We start from the raw sequence: 17585 nt of genomic DNA, 5'->3' as shown, positions 1-17585 counted from the left end.
CAACAATTAAAATAAGTCATTTTATTTATCTCTTGAAAGTAAGTAATCTAAATTCAGGAGAGAAAAAATGAAAAATAAAACATTATATTTAAGTACAATTCAGAAGCAGTCGATTAAAAATTTTGAGCTTAGAAAATCATTAGATCGCAATTCAGTTATTGAAATGGCTAAAAAAATATTGGCTGAGTTCATGGTTTTTCGTCGTGCTCCAAAGTCAATAAATACTTGTAGCGATATAAATTGCCAAAAATGTTCTTCACCACATTTACCAAATATAATTTCAGCAGTAAAAAAAAATGAACCCGTGACTTTTGTATTGCCGGCTTTCCCAGGAAAGTCTCCAAACCCTGAAAAAGTACTGAGTCATTTCCCTGATCATGCAGAAAAACTTGCACTAAATTTTCTTGGAACTCTTTGCCAAAAAATTAAAAAATTTTATCAGCCTGGAATTAAAATCATTCTGTGTTCTGATGGAAGAGTATTTAGTGATGTAGTTGGAATGAAAGAAAGTAATGTAACCGATTACCAAGTTGAATTAGATAAACTGATACAGGAAATGACCCTGGCAGACCTATCAACATTTAATCTTGATAACTTTTATAGGGGACTTAACTTTATTCAAATGCGTGAGGAACTCATGAAAGGTTATGGCCAATCACTAGATTTTCTTAAATATAAAATCCGCAATGGCGCAAAATCTACTGCAAGCCTAGATGAACAAGAGTCAAATCGTATGTATTGTGGCATCACTCGCTTTTTATTTGAAGACTCAAAATATCAAGGTCAAACTAAAAGCCGTACTACTATCCAAAAAGAATCTCGTTCTAAAGCATACGAGGTTATAAGAAGAAGTAATGCCTGGAGTCAGTTAATTGCAGAGCATTTTCCTAAAGCCGTTCGACTGTCTATTCATCCGCAAACTTGTGGTGCAAAAAAATTAGGAATTCGTTTAATTGGAAATGAAAGCTGGATGACTCCTTGGCACGGCGTTGTCATTGAAAGCAGGAAAGGCTATATATTGCTAAAACGCTCTGAGGCTGAGGCCTTAGGTGCTCAATTAATTTATGCCACGGATGGACGTCCAAGCCATTATAAATTAATTGCAGATTAATGCTTATCGATAGAAAGGATAGAGTATGAATTACAAAGTTACTGATCTAAAACCATTTGGTGTGCTCTTAGAGCCTCTGAGCGAAAAAAAGTATGTTGGAGATCTTCATATAGAAAATTTACGTCATTTATTTTGGAAGAATCAACTCGTTGTATTGAGAGGGTTTGATACATTTCAGAATGCGGAAGATTTTTCTAATTATTGCGAACGCTGGGGAGAAGTGAGTATCTGGCCATTTGGAAAGGTCCTTGAATTAATTGAGCAAGAGATCCCAGAAGATCACATTTTTGATCATAGTTACATGCCACTACACTGGGATGGTATGTATCGTCCCCAGGTACCTGAGTATCAGATTTTTCATTGTGTCAAAGCACCTTTACCGGGACAAGGAGGAAGGACAACTTTTTCAAACACCATTTTAGCTTTAAAACATACATCTTCTGAAGAAAAAGAGCTTTGGCAAAAGGTAACTGGTACCTATCAAAGAGAAATGAAATTTTATAATAGCAAAACAATATCACCAATCATTACGGACCACCCTCAAAAAGGTTTTTCAGTTATTCGCTACAATGAGCCCCCTTCTCAAAATAAAGGCCATTTCGTCAATCCACCAAAACTTGAATTTACAGGCATTAGTCATGAAGAATTAGATGTCTTTCATGCAAGCTTGGCAAAGGCTCTTTATTCTCCTGGTAATTTCTATGCCCATGAATGGCAAACTGGAGATATAGTTATTGCAGATAATTTCTCACTTTTACATGGACGAGAAGAATTCACCTCTAAGTCTCCTCGCCATATTCAACGGGTTCATGTTTTGAGTAACCCTCCTTTTGATAACCCAGGTTTGGAATCTTACACATGAGTACACTAACAACAGATATTGTAATAGTTGGCGCAGGCCCAGTAGGGCTTATGTGTGCGTACTTAGGACAACTTTGTGGTATGCAAACTGTTATTGTCGATAAATCTGATGGCCCCTTAGAAGTTGGGAGAGCCGATGCCCTTAATGCACGTACATTACAACTTCTTGAACTCGTTGATTTATTTGATGAACTCTATCCTTTGGGAAAGACATGCAACACCAGTGCCGTATGGGCACATGGGAAATTCATTTCACGCCAATCTTCGTGGTGGGACGAACTCCAAGGATGCCTCCATAAACATTTCCTGATGCTTGGCCAGTCCTATGTAGAAAAGCTGTTGGATAGGAAGCTTAAACAAATTGGCGCATCTGTAAAACGTTCCGCTGCAGCTGAAAACATTACACTCAATAAAGAAGGATGCCTCACCACACTTTCAAATAAAGAAAGCATTAAATCACGATTTGTCATTGGTGCCGACGGATCTCGATCTTTCGTTAGAAATCACTTTAAAATACCTTTTGAGATCATAAGACCACAGATTATATGGGCTGTAATTGATGGCATTATAGATACAGATTTTTTAAAAGTTCCTGAAATCATCGTTTTTCAAGCAGAAACATCGGATGTAGCATGGATTCCAAGAGAAGGTGAAATTGATAGATTTTACATACGAATGGATACTAAGGAGTTTACCCTACAAGAAGCAATTGACAAAATTAATCATGCTATACAGCCTCATACCTTACGCTTTAAAGAAATTGTATGGTTTTCACATTTTTCAGTCAAAGAATCTTTAGCCGAGAAATTCTGCGTACAAGATCGCATTTTTCTTGCGGGCGATGCATGCCATATTCATTCCGTAAACGGAGGTCAAGGTCTTAATACAGGTCTTGCTGATGCATTCAATCTCATATGGAAGTTAAATATGGTAATCAATTATGGTGCCTCTCCAAAACTTTTGCAAAGCTATGAAAACGAGCGTAAACCGGTTGCGCAAAGTGTGATTGAAACATCAGGAGAACTGGTTCGTTCTACTAAGTATTCACAGAATGGAACCCATGCCCAGGATTATGTAAAGATTGTACAAAAACGCGCGGGGAATATTACAGGAATGGGAGTTTGTTATGGTCATGGCGAGCTCAATGGCTCTCGACTTTTTGACTTTGAAATTTTTAAGGGGATCATAAAAACCCGCCTTTACTCTCTTTTAGATTATACCCAATTTACCCTGTTAATTTTTAATGATTATGCCGTTGATCTCAACGTACCTGAATTCATAAAAGTTATTCAAATTTACTCATACGAACAGCAGGCAAACTATTGGACCCAGCACACTCAATATAGAAACCATGCAATTTTAGTCAGGCCGGATTCCTATATTGAATCGTCGACGTCGTTCGATAAAGTGGAATCGCTATGTGATTGGAGTTTTGGCAAGACTCGAATCATGTTGATGAAAAATTTAAATAAGGAGGTAGTAGGTGAATAGACCCGTCGTCATCGTTAATCCATTATCATCAGGAATAGATTTAGCGCCTGCTTTTAAAGCTCGAGGAGTACCTGTTATTGCAGTCACTCTTCAATCTATAGAAGAAAGTGGATTTGGATTAAAAGTTCAAACTTCAGATTTTATCGAAATTATTCCCGACCATCCAAATCTAGTGGAGGATCTTAGAAAGCACCATCCTATTGCGATTATTCCTGGTGACGAGTTAGGAATTTCTTTGGCAGAGCGTCTAACGGAGGTTTTAACGCCTCAATTCGCCAATGACCCCAAAAAATCGCTTAATCGATTACACAAGGCCCTTATGCAAAATGCTTTGAAAGAAGCTGGTGTTCCTGTTCTTAAAACGCTTAATACGTCATCGGAACATGAAGTGGATACCTGGATTAAGGAAAACGACTTAGTTGATGCTCCGCTTGTAATTAAACCACCAATGTCTGCTGGTAGCGATAAGGTCTTTCACATTCCAGCAAAAGGAGATTGGAAACTGGCCTTCAATCGAGTTATGACCGAGCCCTCTAAAGTTACTGGGGCGATTAGCGAAACCGTTGTCGTGCAAGAACAAGCTATTGGTACTGAGTTTGCTGTCGGAACTGTAAGCGCTCAAGGCAAACACTATTTAGCGCATTTAATCAAATATAATAAGATCCCATTTAATAATCGCCACACTGTTTACGATTATGTTGAATTTGTACCCTATAGTGAACACGTGTATGGGGAATTATTTGATTATACCCAAAAGACGTTAGATGCTTTAGGAATTCGTTGGGGGGCTACGCATACTGAAATTATGCTTACAAAGCAAGGACCACGCCTTATAGAAACAGGTGCTCGAATGTGCGGCGGTCCAGTTGTGAGGTTTGCACGAGCAGCAAGCGGTAGTAGTCAGGCAGATAAATTAGTTGAAATTTATATTGATGGTGATGTACTCACTAAAAAATATCTATTCAAAAAATCAGTGATACCCGTTTTTTTGAAAGCGGTCGCTCAAGGTATCATATCAAATGTTGAAGCTCTTGCTGAAATTTCTAAATTACCGACCTTTCTCAGTGAACATATTTGGTTTAAAAACGGGGATCGGGTACCCCAGACTGTAGATTATCTCACGAGTATTGGAATTATTGGACTAGCTGGTGATCGCGAATCAATTTTATTAGATTATGAAAAAATTCGAAGCATGGAATCGAAATTAGTTATTTCATAAGGTAGACACATTGCCAGTCGAACCTTTAACTATTCCATTCTACATCCATTTGAATGAAAAAAAATTGTTAATATTGAACAATATTTATCCTTACAAAATGGGCTATGTTATACTAAAACAAAATTATTAGCATAGCCTTCTATGGAAAACTCACCTACTTCGCAGATTTATGCTAGAGCATTTACAAAAATGGATAATATGGTTTATCTCATTGATAAAGATGGTTTTCTTATTGATTGTAATGCTAATTTATTACGCTTTTTAGGTTGTAGTCATATCGAAAATAACTCCATATGCTCGATTTATGAAATGATGCGTCAACAGGGTTTATGGACTTCTGAACAAATTGATAGCGTTCAGCAGCAGGACATTGCCGCCCTCATATCCGGGAAAAGCGAAGTCGAACCACAGGCAATTATCAAAAATAATGGTAGTATTATTTATTTTGAAATTTCACGAATTCCCTTGGCAGATAAATCAGGAAAGGCTCTCGGTCTGGTTGTGACTATCCGAGATATATCCAAGCAAAAACAATTAACAGATCAACTAAAAAATTTAAAATCCCAAGTTAACTACAATCATAAAACAGTTACAAATCATCTTATCTCTGAAACAACAGGACAAACCAATAAATTAAAAATTTTGCTTATAGAAGATAATCTGATTGCACAAAAAGCAGAAAAAACAATTTTAATGAGCTGCAAATGTTTAACAGATGTTGTTGCCACACCCAGCCAAGCATGTGAGATTTTTAAACCAGCAAAATATGATTTGATTTTAATGGACTTAACTCTAGAGGAAGGAGATGGCTATACTTTGACAGCAACATTAAGAAGCAAAGAACAAGGAACACAGTGCAGGGTTCCTATTATTGCTTTAACAGGACATGATCCAATGGATGTTGGTTTTAACTGTGAAGATGCTGAAATGGATGGTATTCTTCGCAAACCGCTCACTATCGAACAAGCAAATCAACTGATACAACGCTATATTCGCCACATTGATATCAAAGTTAAAGGATTGATGGAGTTTAAACAATGATACATAGCAAGCGTTTATGCCAGGATCAAAAGCCCCTAATCTAATTTTATTTTTAGTGTGTTTTTATAAGGAAGTATATGAATAAAAATAACAAATCCCCGATTACCATTGTGGCGAAAAATACACCAGCGCGTAAAAAACCTTCTGTTTATCCAGAACCATTTGCTTCAATGATGGCTGGGCGAGAAAAACATCCATTAGGCGATCTATTTGGGATAAAAAATTTGGTGTCAATTTAACTCGACTTGCTCCCGGAGCGCAATCGGCATTACTCCATCGACATTCAGTACAAGAAGAATTTATTTTTATTTTAGAAGGACAACCATCATTAGTGACTGATGTTGATGAGTTTCAATTGCAACCAGGGATGTGTGCTGGGTTTACTCCTGATGGTGTAGCACATAAATTAATAAATCGAACATCGAGTGATGTTATTTACCTGGAAATTGGCGACCGAACTGAAGGAGATAAAGTACATTATCCCAATGACGATCTAGTAGCTGTCTTTGATTCAAATGGGCAGTGGCAATTTTCTCGAAAAAATGGTGAATTCTATTAAAGAGAGTCTTATGGATAATTAGATAACGAGCTAATTCCACAAAAAAACTTAATTTTTTGCTAAATGAATGTCTTAAGTCCGGCGGCTTATTCATAAAACCAACTGTACTCTGATCATTGAGTTAACTAAAAAAACAAATTGACCAAATAATAACACAGTGGTATAATTTTTAATCTTATTGAGTTGTATAAATAGCTTTTATGATCCCTGAAAAACTCTTGACCTATACAAAAACAATTTTTGAATATTCCCATAGTACCGTATACATCAAAGATAAAAATTGTCATTACCAGTATATGAATAATAATGGGCTCAAACAATTGCAACTACAAGAGCAAGATATTCTCCACATGCCAGATAAAGCACTTCCCTTTCGAAAGTATGCGGATTTTTATAATAGCCATGATTACTCCGCAATGGAAGAAATTATTTACTTTCAATTAGATGATTGTATTACTAAAAATGGCGAAAAACTCTTTGCCTTATCTCACAAATTACCGCTTAAAGATGAAGATGGAAAAACGCATGGCGTCATTGGTTTTACCAAATTTATGACTCTCCAAGAGCTGATTAGTAACCTCAATTCAAAAAATACTTTTTTAGCACCTAACCTTAAAATCAATATTAATATTGATGATTGGTTAAAAACAACGATTAATTTGTCTCGCCGGGAGATGGAGGTTTTGTATTATTTTTTACAAGGCAAAACCATCAAGATCATTGCACCATTACTTCATATAACTGAAAGAACAGTTATTTTTCATCTTAATAATATAAAAAGCAAATGGGGTTGTTACAATAAAGAAGATATTTACACTAAAGCCATTGAAAAAGGCTTGAAAAATCTTACAATTATCTGGGATTTGTTAGCGATGCGTTCCTAACAATCCCGGTAAAAAATGAATATATTATAATTTAAAGCTTGAATTGGTTAAATTTCGATACTCAATATCTTGTAAGAAGCCATTTATTTTTCTTATAATATTAGCCTCACTGGCATGCATCGATTTATTCTGATGATGAAGAATAAAATCATATAATGCCTGAGGTATGTCTTGAGACTCTTTTTCATTCATTATCTGATTTAGTTCATTCATCATTTTTTGTATTGTGGTAAAGCGCCCCACTGTTTTTTTAAAAAGTGTATTACTGCGATAATGAGAATATTGGCTGGGAAGATACTCTAATAACTCCAGTAAATCTCTTTTGATATCTTGTTGAATACTTAATGATTTAGGATAAGAACTTCCTGTGCTTTCAATTCGCGTTTGAAAAAAGTGGTGATTATTAATAGGTGCATGATTTTCTATTGTAAGTTTAGGTAATTTATGTATCGGTGCATTAATGGCTACTAGTCGCTCGAAATGGTTTATTGCGGAATCAATATCTGTTCTATCATTTTGAGTTTTTGCTAACATTGGCTTCAAAAATGGTTCTACCCATTTAGCATCTGCAGGCAAATTCAGGTTTTTTGCTGCATTTTTGCTTTTCTTAAAAGGATTACCACTTAAATAGTTTTCAGGACTTTCGCCCCATAAGAAAGCAATTACTCTTCCCATTGAAAAAATATCCGCTTTATTATCATGGGGTGAGCCGGTAAATAGTTCAGGTGCTGCCCAAATTTCGCTTCCAGGGAATAGTCCATCTTCTTCGCCTGCTTTTTTTGCAAGTCCGTAATCAAAAATATTTACTTCAACAGGCTCCGCTAGTTTAACATGAATATTTTCAGGCTTTATATCTCGATGAATAATTCCTTTATCAATCACCTGGTTTTTCAAAGCCAACAATAAGGCATAGGTTATCTGAATTTTTTGATTATCTGTAAGACAATCAGGATCATCCATTAATTTACTAAAGATATCCTCTAAATTCTTCCCTGGCATTCGTTTCATTGTCAGATAACATTTATTATTCTCGTATACCGGCGGTTTTATACTTAAATGCCCTGCTTTTCGACAAAAATCAAACTCTTTTTCAATTAAATTTTCTATATTTAAGTCATGATATTTGTTTTTAAGTTTATTTAAATTAAATTCCTTTGTTACAAATTTTTTATGGTGAGTAGATTTTTTAGCTATGCCAGTTTCATCTTGTCGATATAAAGTGACCGGATAAACAGAAGCAAATCCACCTTCTCCTATTGGCTTTTTATCAATAACTGAAAAAAGATGTCCTTGTTTTGCCCTTCCTTTTTTATCAACTTGATTTCTAGGACCGCCGATAATTGTTCCGGTATGAGGAAGTACATCCTGTTCTTGTAATTCATTGATTATTTCTTTTAGATTGTTATCAAGCATGTTTTAATTACTCCAAAATAGTTGTTAATGATTTTGCTATCTCTTCTAAAATTGAAAAATTTAATCAAATTTTAATCATTTTGAATCAAAAATATAACTGTTAAAATCCAACAGTTATGAGATTTATTCATTTTACTTATAATCGCGCCGGCAGCTTATTTCTGCTTTTATCATTTAAAATAACAGGACTTAATATATGAAAATTACTGGAACAATTAAGATGCTCCAAACCCCTGGGCGAACAGATAAATTTGTGAAAAAGCAACTACCAAATGATTATTTTTTAGCACTCGAAATTACTGATATTGATGGGAGTCCCATTTCAACCTTATCAAGTGTTTTCAATACATTAAAACCTAATTTCCCCTCAATTCAAGTTAATAATGAAGAAGTGAGTGATTTGTTTGACACATATAAATTATCCGTAGGAATGACCGATGTATGCCATCTATCTCTTGCTTATTTTGGCGATTTTAGAATAGAAAGAAATACGGATAACGATCTTGATCAACAAAAAGTTGATACTGCTTATGAAGAATTAGATGGGCAAAAAATATCGTTTGAAATTGATGGCTGCCCTTTCCAAATCGTATCAACAAGTAAAGAGTTCAATAAAATAAGCACCGAAGCTAACTTGGCTTTTGCACCCAATGTAGGCATGGGTAGAGATACCATTGTAAATCTTTTACCCAGTAAAAAAATACAGGATATGTTTTCTAATAAACTTTCTTGTGTCTTTGGTGAAGGATTTAAAATTTGGAATAGTCAGAAAAAGGAAATCCCATTCCATGTCACTATTGCACAAACTGATAAGTTAAATTTAAAGTTAGCTGCACTTCAAGATAATCTAGAAAACGTTGAAATGGCTCGCACCTTGGCTCTGTAAACACTAACAGAATCTTGATTATGGATTAATTGTAGGTTTTTTCCTAAGAAAGAACTTACAATAATCGATAAAAAAATTTAGAAATACCTGCATATCTCCATTAGATTACTCTGATTCCATTCTTTTTATACTTAGACTCTTTCAATTCCACTGTAAAAACATGACAGTTATTTATTTTACTTTACCGGGGTATAATTGAAAAAAAATTAATCTTTATGTTTGGTAATTGATTCATTAAATTATTTAAAATTAATCAAGGAGTTAACTATGACCAAAGAGCTAATTTTTATTGATTGGGATGATACCTTAGTTAATAGAGAGAATGCAGAGGATTTTGAATCGGTAACAGACGAAAACAATACCCTATATCAAATGTCACCTATGTTCAGTGGGGCAACAGAGGCACTGAAACAACTTCAAGAAAAATACCATGTTGTGATCGTCAGTTCACGAGGAGAGTTAAATAGATTAAGACAACTCCAATTACAAAGTTATGGTCTAGAATCTTCTGTTATGCCATTAGACAACTTCACATTTGAAGAGAATGATACTCGTCTATTGTTTACTCGATATGGTGAAACAAATTTTCCTGATAAAGCAAGTTTCATCTTATATATCCAAAAAATGAGTGGCAATAAGATTAAAGTATTTATCGATGATGATCATACAGAAATTGAGGCTGCGCAGACAAAAGGAATTCCCACTATTCACGCGACTCATAAAAATTATCTGGAAAAATCAGAGCAATTTTTTTCTGGCTTAATTCATCGAGTAAATAATATGGAACTTTCTCATATTTTTAATAAAGTAGCAGCTGAAATACGTAACAACTCTCGTTCAATGTATTGGGGAAGCAAAATTGCTGGCTTCTTTTCACTTCACCTGCCTGCAGCAGAAAGTTTGGATACTTTGGCATCAAAATTACAAAGAAAATCTGCCAAAGAGGTTAGCGAAGAATTCGATCGATATCTTGAAAAAATAGCTTATGATCCAAATAAAAAAGGAGATATAACAGGAAGTCTAACTAAAGCTAAAACAGCAATAGATAACTCTCTGTCAGCTCCGATTGAACTCCAAAATGAGCAACAATTTCTCAATAGAATGCGTTAATAATTGATTTTAGCCACAGAAGTGTTGGCATGTACTAGCACTTCTGCCACTAACTTAAGCTCCCTCCTTAAGCGACAGCCCGCAGCGACTCCGGAATATAATCCGGCTGAAAGACATCGGGGTCTGTAAACAAATGCAGGATAAAAAATTAAGGATCTACTCCTTAATCCAGCAGTAATGGTCCTCAAAAAGAACTCATTGATTGATGTATTTTAATTCAATATCCCAGAATTTAATTTTATGCCTGTTAACTTAATGCATTTCCAACATCATTTTTATGAAGTTTAAAATGCAAAGAGAGCTTTTCACTGGCAAATACTTAATTTACTATGAATTAGTTTATATCTAAAAAAATAAGAAATTCATTAAGTGAGAATCCCATGAGACTCTGGATGCGGTACCTATTTAGAAGATGTTATATAGCAATCTTTTTATTAGCCGTTAACCCTATTCTTTTTGCAAAAGCAATCATTGATATAGATGTTCTCAATACGGTAAAACATTTAAAACACTCCAAAAGATTAGAAGTAACTCATCCCCCCTTATCACTCCTCATTTTTTTACATAATTTTTCAGAAAAAGAATCCTTTATTGAGGAAATTAAAAAAATTAGAGGAGTACGAGTACAAGATTTAGGCTTCATGCCTGCTGTTGCAATACAACTTCCCATGAATAGTAGTTTAATCGAGCAAATTGCTAATTTTGATGCCGCTGCGCAAATCTCTTTACACAGAGGAGCCGAGACCGAATTAGATATTACTATTCAAGCTTTAAAACTAGCGCCCTCTCCTTTTTATCCTAATGTAGATAATTGGTGGACTCATGGCTATACAGGACAAAAAGGAATTATTGGTATTATTGATACAGGAGTAGATCCATTACATCCTGCTTTATCTAACAAAAGGTTAATTGTCCGCCAAGATGTAGGCTCAGGGTATTCCAATCATATTAATGGTGTAAAAGAACCCCATGCGACAGGTGTCGCATGTATTTATACAAGTACCCATGAAAAATATAAAGGCATAGCATATGGAGCATCCACTATTATTTCTGGGTTAGCAGGAGAAGAAACAGCCGATCCAGCCAGTATTTTGCTTACTATGGAAACATTAGATTGGATGTTGAACCGTTCTGAAGTGAAGCCCACCCTCATTAATTACAGCATGGGAAACGGCCGATTAGATTTAAATTGTCCTTCTTGTCCTGAGTGGAGTGGTCTTGCAAAAGTCATAGATTATGTCGTAAATACAAAAAAAATCCTTTGGGTAAAATCAGCTGGAAATGCTGGATATGTTGAAGGGACGCAACAGTTTCCTTATGCTTCTACGCTGACTGTTCCAGGGGACAATTATAATGGGTTAACTATTGCTAATATGAATACGCTTGTCATTGAAAATGATATTGCGATTAAAACTCCTGATAGAAGAAAGCATCTTATAAGAAATACCAGTAGTCGAGGCCCGACCCCTTTTGGGAGACGTAAACCTGATTTAACTGCTCCTGGCCATGATACGATGACCTGTGCCCCTGATCCCGGGGTTTATGGCTTTATTTACTCCAATGCAATGAACTATAAAGACGGTTATCGTCTCATGGGTGGAACTAGTTCCGCAGCACCACATGTAGGTGCTTCCGCACTATTATTACAAGATGCAGGAATTCAAAATCCTATGGCAATTAAAGCATTGCTTATCAATAGTGCCGATACGTGGACTGATGCAGGGACTGCTACCTCCAAACATTCTAAAATTATGGGCTCAGCCTGGAATAGAACTTACGGCTGGGGTTATCTTAATATGGAAAAGGCGTTCCAACAAAGAAACGATATTGTAGAAGGTGAACTCAGTGTAGAACATCCTATATGGGAATATCGTACTGTACTTAAAAAAGGACAAAAAATTACTTTAGTTCATGAACGACGCGTAGGATATACTCCTGAAGGATACGAGTGGCAACTGAGTCATTTAGAATTGACCGTTTTTGATTTGAAAAAACGAAAAATGATTGATAAAGACAGCAGCCCTGTAGATACGGTTCATCAAGTTTCAAATTGTAAACGCGAATTGTATGACATAAAATGCTCCGAAGACAGTCACACTACTGAGGTTTTAATACGAGTCAAATTGTTAAGTAAAACCATAGATGGTAGTTCTATCGAACCTTTTGCTATCGTAGTCCCTCCGGCAAAAGTTGAAGCCAGTACACTGTAAAACGCTCAAATATGTTTGCTCTTTATGCTATAGTTTTCACATCCTAAATTCGTTAGAGAAGCTTAATTATGCACAAGGAATATCAAGGTGTTATTACACGGTTTCTTCGTAAAGATGAGCGGCTTATTTTATCTGAAGAAGAACAAATGCCGTTGGTTATCGAGGCTGATAAATCTGCTGATCTCGAATTTTTGCACCAGTTTCTGAAATCTTATTCTCCTCAAATTATTCAGGATATGGCTCAATATGGTGCCGTGCTTTTAAGAGGATTTAATATTGATACTGAGGAACAATTTGAAAATATTATTTTAAGTATTCCTGAGTTTCGTGGCATTAGTGACGCTTTTATGTCTGAAAACGGTCGCGTCCATGTTGGTGATCTAAAATATGTTTTACATACCAATTCTATTTACAAGACCGGTGGGACGTTATACCTTGGAGGGTTTCATACTGAAAATTATTATTCCACTGATGTGCCTAGTTATTTATGTTTTTGCTGTTTTCAGCCTTCCGCATTGGGCGGAGAAACCGGTTTAATTAATACACAAAAAGTCTATAATCATTTATCTAAAGAATTAAAAGAAAAATTAGAGAAGAGTTCTTTTTTGTATGTCAATGGTCAATTAAAGAGATTGCCGAAAGGTATCAGATTGCTGAAGATGAGGCAAAAAAAAAATGCGAGCAATTTGCTCTTCCTATTGAAGGTGAAGGAAGTGAGTCTTTTGCTGTAATGTATAAACCAAGCGTTTTAGAACATCCCTTAACTCAAGAAAAGGCCTTGCAAATCAATTTGTTTGAACTTGCAGCCTTGAATTATGAATTAAGAAAGTGTTTTATGAACGATTATAAAGACAAGAAATGGTTTTGGCATCGTTTCTTTTGGAAACTGCCCACCTCTATTTTTAATTCGATAGAGTTTCTGGCTATTCTATTTATTTCTTTTTTTAATTCTCCAAAGAATTCTTATAAAATTTTGCGCACCAAATTTTATAATTTTAAAGCAAAAAGAAAAAATAAACTTAGGTCATCAAATAAGAAAAAGGTAGGAAGTTGTTTTAGCCATCAAGAGGTAAAAGCGCTTGCACAAACAATGCGTCATTATTATTCTTCATGTATCTGGAAAAAAGGAGATCTGTTGCTGATTGATAATAAAAAGGTGATGCATGCAGGAATGCCAGGAATAGGTCCCCGATTGATTCGAGCAATGATTTGTAATCCTTTGGCTATGAATTATTACTCTTCAGCGTCAGGTACTTCAGTAGCTACTGAGCGAGTGACCGAAACTTTAGGTGCATCAATGACTGTAAAACCTCCAGATTAATATTGGTGTATGATCATTTGATTTTAAACTGGGAAAAGAAACGTTAAATTTATAATACTCTTTATACATCGCTACTGGACCTAACCCGTTAATTACTTTGCACTGCTAAGGCTAGATTTAGTGATATACCTCCCATTATCTGCAAAAATTCCTGTGCTATTTTCATTTTGAACTCCGGAGTTAAATTTGCCGAAATTACCAAATAGTAGGCTTTTTGATCTTCATCATATAGAAAGCATGCTTCAAAAATATAATCGATAGCCAATAAATCTCTCTGCTGGAGATCCGCACACTGGTTTTTAAGACCAAATAACTGGGTTTGGTTTTCATCATGAGCTAGAAAATTATTTCTGACATTCAGATTGATAACAAAATAATGATTGCGTTTAAACAACATGAAACGACTGATACAACGTTGTAATATTTTGCGATAAATAAGTGGGGTTTGCAAAATCTTAGTAAATACTGGAGTTACCAACTTAATTAAAGAGCTTTGAATTTTTTTCTTTTTTGTATTTAAGGTGCTCACTGCACTCAGTTTGATAAGATTAGAGCAATGTTGATGGTTACTCGTTTCAATGATTGATTGTTGGATTTGCTGCGATAAACTCTCTAAAGTCTCATTATTATCTAAAGCAACTTTAATGGGTTCAACTCTTAAAAAACAACCAATTGAATTATCATAGCTCGGATTATCTCGCGTCGATTTAATAATATTCATAACCTTGAAAGACTTATCATCGCTAAAACTGCCGCAGCAATTACGCAAGGCCAATGCAAGTACCGTGCATAAACCATTATTCATGCTAATATGATGCTGTTCGCAAAAATGTTTTAGCTTACTCACAGTTTCTATGGGTATTGGCATGTATGTCGAATAAGCAAGATTTTCTTTTTTCATATTACGAACGATGTGCTTTTTAGGGAATGCAAAAAAAGAGGCATTGTGCAAATATTTTTCCCAAAACTGACTGTCTTTCTCTAAAGAGCTTTCAAGTAATTGCTGCTCCGTAAAAATATATTTTCTAAATTGCCTATCCACTTCTATTGCTGATAATAGCTCATTTGTCCCGGAAGTAGTTGGAGACCCTATTTCATTTAATTTCTGTAAATAGAATTTTGACAGATCATTAAACAAAATATCCACTGATGCATTATCAGAAATCAGATGGGGCATACAAATCTGTAACTCAGACTCTTGTTCATTTAAGTAAAAAAGACGAGCAAGTATCAAGGGAGCATTTTTTGGCCAACGCTTAAAATATTCCAACTCATGCATTGATTGGTCAAGACTTTGCTCTGTTTTAGCACCAGACAAAGTACGAAGATCTTTTGTAACTAATTTGATGGATAAATTTTTACTTGATTTTTGTTTTGGTTTTAACTTAAAAAGATAATACATGAGCACTTCATGTCTTTTTAAGACAGCTTGAAATGCAAAATCTAAAGATTCTTTATCAAAATGGCCTTTCACGCGCTTTCTGGCAATAATATTTAATCTTTTTGCCTTAGGCTCAAAAGTATCAGCCATCCACAGTACAAATTGGAAATCACTTAACGGTGTTGTTTCTAATGTCTTTTGATTAACAATAACTTTTGTACTTCTTTTGGTGTGTTGCAGTACGGGGATTAAATCAGCAATACACGTAGCTTTATAAAAATCATAAAGTGTAATATCTCTTTTGAGGGTATGATTGATTTTACACACCAGACGTGCAGCAGAAAGAGAATGTCCGCCCAGCTCAAAAAAATTATCTTTTAAACCAACTAATTTTACTCCTAATTCTTCAGCCCAAATACGCGCAAGCTGTTTTTCCAAAACGGTTACAGGTTCAATATAATTATGACTTACATGCATTTTAGGCAAGGGTAACGCTGATTTATCTAACTTTCCATTTGCAGTTAACGGTAAAAAATCCACCCTTATAAAAACTGAAGGAATCATATAATCAGGAATTTGTTTTTCTAAAAATTGACGTAATTGTGTGGCATTTAGTTCAGGATTTTTATTGTCCAGAACATAATAAGCTACTAGTTGTTGTTCTTTTTGTTCATTTTCTTGCGTCACCACAGCAACTGACTTAATTAAAGAATGGCTTGCCAGGCAGTTTTCTACCTCTCTTGGTTCCACGCGAAAACCTCGTATTTTAACTTGATCATCGATACGTCCAAAATATTCAATCACGCCATCCACACGTTTTCGGCATAAATCACCCGTTTTATAAAAACGACTATTTGCTTCCTGGTTGGAAAAATCCGTAATAAATTGCTTTTCAGTTAAATCTGGACGATTCAAATAACCACGTGCAAGACAAATGCCACCTATAGCCAGTTCACCTTTATCACCATCAGCTACTGGTTGATGGTATTTATCGAGAATATAATATGAAATTTGTGGTCCAACCTTACCGATAGGCACGTGGATATCAAAATCCGTAATACCGTCTCGGTGTACTTTATATACTGAAACCGCAACTGTCGTTTCTGTAGGTCCATATTCATTATATAATATATGTTCTGGGTATAACCTAAGCCAGTCTTTGCATTCAACAGCAGCAAGATTTTCCCCACCTAAAATAATCGATTTTAAGTGAGGTAAGGCAATAAAATTATTCTTAGCTTCTTGAACCAGGAGTTTAAAATAGCTGGGCGTGAGCTTAATCGTATTAATTTGTGAATCCGCTAAATATGCTAAATATGCTTTAGAATCTTTTTTAATTTCTGTATCACAGATGACAATGGTTAAACCTAACATGAGTGGCGCTAAAGAAACAGAAACTGCCATATCAAAAATAGGACTGGCAGAAAAATCTATGCGTTGTTGCACTTTACTTTGAGTATATTCTCCAAGCCATTGATAATAATTTATAATGGATCGGTGCTCGATGAGCACGCCTTTAGGCGTTCCTGTAGAACCTGAAGTGTAAATGATATAGGCAAGGTGCTGGTCAGAAATCAAATTTGATGGATTATTACTAGGTTGCTGATCGAGTAATGCTTGACTCTTATCCAGTAAAACTATCTTACCCTGATATTGTGAGAAGTGATGAGCAGAAGCAGCTTTAGTAATTAAAATCGGGGCTTGGCTATCATTTAAAAGAAATAAAAGACGCTCTTCAGGTTGTGAAGAGTCAATAGGCAGATAAGCACCACCAGCTTTTAAAATGGCTACGATAGCGATTAAAAAATCAAAGGAACGCTCGAGACATAATGCAACCGGCGTATCAACATTAAGCCCCAGGCTTCGCAAATAATGCGCAAGTTGATTCGCTTGTTGATTTAATTGATCATAAGAAAGAATTTGTTGGCCATGAATTGCAGCAATATGAGCGGGAAACTGAGCAGTATAAGCTTCAAACCTACCGGGTATTGTATTTTTATTATCCATTTTGATATCCCTTATCATTTGGGTAATACACAACCTTGCCATTTAGGCACATACCAGTTCCATAATTGAACTATCGCTTTAGTGGCTGGTA

15 protein-coding genes are annotated in these 17585 nt (G+C 35.3%); 13 read left to right on the top strand and 2 right to left on the bottom strand.

What is annotated here, in order from left to right; all coding sequences use genetic code 11:
* The first annotated feature begins 67 nt into the window (after window positions 1-67).
* From EL220_RS07345 to EL220_RS07315, 8 genes are all read left to right on the top strand, one after another.
* Window positions 68-1111 carry an L-tyrosine/L-tryptophan isonitrile synthase family protein gene (locus tag EL220_RS07345; RefSeq protein WP_027270086.1) on the top strand — a complete coding sequence of 348 codons (1044 nt, stop codon included), beginning with the start codon at window positions 68-70 and terminating at the stop codon, window positions 1109-1111.
* Between the two features lie 25 nt (window positions 1112-1136).
* A complete protein-coding gene (locus tag EL220_RS07340) occupies window positions 1137-1973 on the top strand; it encodes a TauD/TfdA dioxygenase family protein (protein ID WP_027270087.1) in 837 nt (278 codons plus the stop codon).
* Window positions 1970-3463 carry an FAD-binding protein gene (locus EL220_RS07335; protein ID WP_027270088.1) on the top strand — a complete coding sequence of 498 codons (1494 nt, stop codon included), beginning with the start codon at window positions 1970-1972 and terminating at the stop codon, window positions 3461-3463. The genes EL220_RS07340 and EL220_RS07335 overlap by 4 nt, the downstream gene beginning before the upstream one ends.
* Window positions 3456-4682, top strand: a complete 1227-nt coding sequence (locus EL220_RS07330; RefSeq protein WP_027270089.1) for an ATP-grasp domain-containing protein — start codon at window positions 3456-3458, stop codon at window positions 4680-4682. The genes EL220_RS07335 and EL220_RS07330 overlap by 8 nt, the downstream gene beginning before the upstream one ends.
* Before the next feature lie 141 nt (window positions 4683-4823).
* On the top strand, window positions 4824-5723 hold the full coding sequence (locus tag EL220_RS07325; RefSeq protein ID WP_027270090.1) for a response regulator: 900 nt from the start codon (window positions 4824-4826) through the stop codon (window positions 5721-5723).
* A 77-nt stretch (window positions 5724-5800) separates the two neighbouring features.
* Complete coding sequence (locus EL220_RS19525) at window positions 5801-5962, top strand: hypothetical protein (RefSeq protein WP_269471010.1); 162 nt, start codon at window positions 5801-5803, stop codon at window positions 5960-5962.
* Window positions 5920-6282, top strand: coding sequence for a cupin domain-containing protein (locus EL220_RS07320; protein ID WP_331852664.1), 363 nt, complete (start codon window positions 5920-5922; stop codon window positions 6280-6282). The genes EL220_RS19525 and EL220_RS07320 overlap by 43 nt, the downstream gene beginning before the upstream one ends.
* A gap of 200 nt (window positions 6283-6482) precedes the next feature.
* A complete protein-coding gene (locus EL220_RS07315) occupies window positions 6483-7166 on the top strand; it encodes a LuxR C-terminal-related transcriptional regulator (protein ID WP_027270092.1) in 684 nt (227 codons plus the stop codon).
* Between the two features lie 24 nt (window positions 7167-7190).
* Here EL220_RS07315 and EL220_RS07310 read toward each other — a convergent pair whose 3' ends face one another.
* A complete protein-coding gene (locus EL220_RS07310; RefSeq protein ID WP_027270093.1) occupies window positions 7191-8579 on the bottom strand; it encodes a protein kinase domain-containing protein in 1389 nt (462 codons plus the stop codon).
* A gap of 196 nt (window positions 8580-8775) precedes the next feature.
* Between EL220_RS07310 and EL220_RS07305 the strand changes: the two genes are divergently transcribed.
* The 5 genes from EL220_RS07305 to EL220_RS18775 all read left to right on the top strand — a co-directional run bounded on the left by EL220_RS07305 (window position 8776) and on the right by EL220_RS18775 (window position 14106).
* A complete protein-coding gene (locus EL220_RS07305) occupies window positions 8776-9465 on the top strand; it encodes a hypothetical protein (protein ID WP_027270094.1) in 690 nt (229 codons plus the stop codon).
* Between the two features lie 267 nt (window positions 9466-9732).
* Entirely contained in the window at window positions 9733-10575 is an 843-nt protein-coding gene (locus tag EL220_RS07300) for an HAD family hydrolase (protein WP_027270095.1), read from the top strand.
* Between the two features lie 380 nt (window positions 10576-10955).
* Complete coding sequence (locus EL220_RS07295) at window positions 10956-12785, top strand: S8 family serine peptidase (protein WP_232002688.1); 1830 nt, start codon at window positions 10956-10958, stop codon at window positions 12783-12785.
* 68 nt (window positions 12786-12853) lie between these two features.
* Window positions 12854-13516: a TauD/TfdA family dioxygenase gene (locus EL220_RS18780; RefSeq protein ID WP_232002687.1), complete on the top strand. Its 663-nt coding sequence runs from the start codon at window positions 12854-12856 to the stop codon at window positions 13514-13516.
* Window positions 13516-14106 (top strand): hypothetical protein, encoded by a 591-nt coding sequence (locus tag EL220_RS18775; protein ID WP_232002686.1) that lies wholly within the window; start codon window positions 13516-13518, stop codon window positions 14104-14106. The genes EL220_RS18780 and EL220_RS18775 overlap by 1 nt, the downstream gene beginning before the upstream one ends.
* Before the next feature lie 88 nt (window positions 14107-14194).
* On the opposite strand, the gene EL220_RS07285 is transcribed toward EL220_RS18775, so the two are convergent.
* On the bottom strand, window positions 14195-17494 hold the full coding sequence (locus EL220_RS07285) for an amino acid adenylation domain-containing protein (protein ID WP_035905729.1): 3300 nt from the start codon (window positions 17492-17494) through the stop codon (window positions 14195-14197).
* Window positions 17495-17585 lie beyond the last annotated feature (91 nt).

The organism is Legionella sainthelensi, assembly GCF_900637685.1.
GTDB lineage: Bacteria > Pseudomonadota > Gammaproteobacteria > Legionellales > Legionellaceae > Legionella > Legionella sainthelensi.
This window is presented reverse-complemented; position numbering and strand designations above follow the sequence as displayed.